Origin of the sequence: Planktothrix sp. FACHB-1355, assembly GCF_014748295.1 — a bacterium.
GTDB lineage: Bacteria > Cyanobacteriota > Cyanobacteriia > Cyanobacteriales > Aerosakkonemataceae > Aerosakkonema > Aerosakkonema funiforme_A.
This window is the reverse complement of sequence record NZ_JACJUP010001342.1, coordinates 1-1,615: the sequence shown is the minus strand read 5'-3', so window position 1 is coordinate 1,615 and position 1,615 is coordinate 1. Positions and strand designations below refer to the sequence as shown.

Genomic DNA, 1,615 nt, shown 5'->3' with positions numbered 1-1,615 from the left:
CTCCTGCAAGTGCCTTAACAAAAGTTCATACAGTGTCGATTACTTTTGTCCGACTACTTAGTGCGCTCCCGCTTCCAACGCCACATCTGGTACCGAAGTGGGGAATGGGCCACCCACGGCCACCTTTTTGCCTAACGCAACACCTTTTTGAATCAGCGATCGAAAATCCTGTTTCTGCACAATCATGGCAGATACTATTACAATGTCGCACCATGCCCAGTCGTCATCTGTCTCAGGGCGGACATTGCGATCGTAAAACCGGATTTCCCAGTCTTTTGGTAGCATCGCCGCTACGGTAATCAAGCCTAGAGGTGGATTGGTAGAGCGCAAATCAGCTAGATTGAGAGTTTCTTGGTAAGACCAAAAGGAATTCGGAAAATGCGGCCAGATCAGTAAAGCTTTCATTATCACTCCTTTGGTGGAACGATCGCTCAGCGAGAATCCTCACCACTGCATCAAAGCCTCGCCATGACATCAGTAAAAACTAGGACAGCAAAACAGGCGAGCGACTTTGGCACCCACTGCACCACGAGGATCTACTGACAGAGAATATACTTAAACCCAAGGTTACTCCCGGTTTATCACAAAGACAGCTGAATTTTGGTTAAATTTTGTAACTTTTCGAGAGAGCGATCGAACATTCTGCTTTGGCTCTAAGATGTATTTACTCAGCACTCAGAACTTAGCAACTCAGCACTTTTGCACTTTATGGCGAGTCCTCGCGTCCTCTCTGGCGTCCAACCAACTGGCAATCTTCACCTGGGTAACTACTTAGGAGCAATTCGTAACTGGGTGGAAAATCAAAGCCAGTACGACAATTACTTCTGCGTGGTCGATTTGCACGCAATTACCGCACCCCACGACCCAGCCACATTAGCAGAAAATACATATAAAATCGCGGCTCTGTATCTAGCTTGCGGCATAGATTTGCAACATTCCACCATTTTCGTGCAATCCCACGTCTCGGCGCACAGCGAATTAGCATGGCTGCTCAACTGCATTACGCCGATTAACTGGTTGGAAGACATGATCCAGTTTAAGGAAAAAGCAGTCAAGCAGGGAGAAAATGTCAACACCGGTTTGTTGGACTACCCGGTGCTGATGGCGGCGGATATCTTACTCTACCAAGCCGATAAAGTGCCGGTAGGCGAAGATCAGAAACAACACCTGGAACTCACCCGCGATATTGCCAATCGGTTTAACCACCAATTCGGTAACGGGAAAAAAATACTAAAATTGCCAGAGATGCTCACTCGACCGGAAGGGGCGCGAGTGATGAGTCTGACCGATGGAACTCGCAAAATGTCCAAATCTGACCCTTCCGACCAAAGTCGCATTAATCTGCTGGATACGCCAGAGGAAATCCAATACAAGATTAAACGCTGCAAGACCGACTCAGTTCGCGGTTTGAGTTTTGATGACCCGGAAAGACCCGAAGCACGCAATTTGCTGACTTTGTATTTGATTCTTTCTGGAAAAACGAAGGAAGAAGTAGCGGCGGAATGTGCGGATATGGGTTGGGGACAATTCAAGCCGTTATTGACAGAAACGACAATTAATGCTCTCAAACCGATTCAAGACAAGTATCATGGAGTGATGAATGAGAAAGGTTATC

General features: G+C 47.1%; 2 protein-coding genes. One reads left to right on the top strand and one right to left on the bottom strand.

Annotation, left to right across the window (positions count from 1 at the left end):
* Window positions 1-57 precede the first annotated feature (57 nt).
* Window positions 58-405 carry a cobalamin B12-binding domain-containing protein gene (locus H6S82_RS32215; RefSeq protein ID WP_242057201.1) on the bottom strand — a complete coding sequence of 116 codons (348 nt, stop codon included), beginning with the start codon at window positions 403-405 and terminating at the stop codon, window positions 58-60.
* Between the two features lie 303 nt (window positions 406-708).
* Here H6S82_RS32215 and trpS point away from each other — a divergent pair.
* Window positions 709-1,615: tryptophan--tRNA ligase (gene trpS, locus H6S82_RS32210; RefSeq protein ID WP_191057422.1), on the top strand; the 907-nt coding region annotated here is incomplete at its 3' end.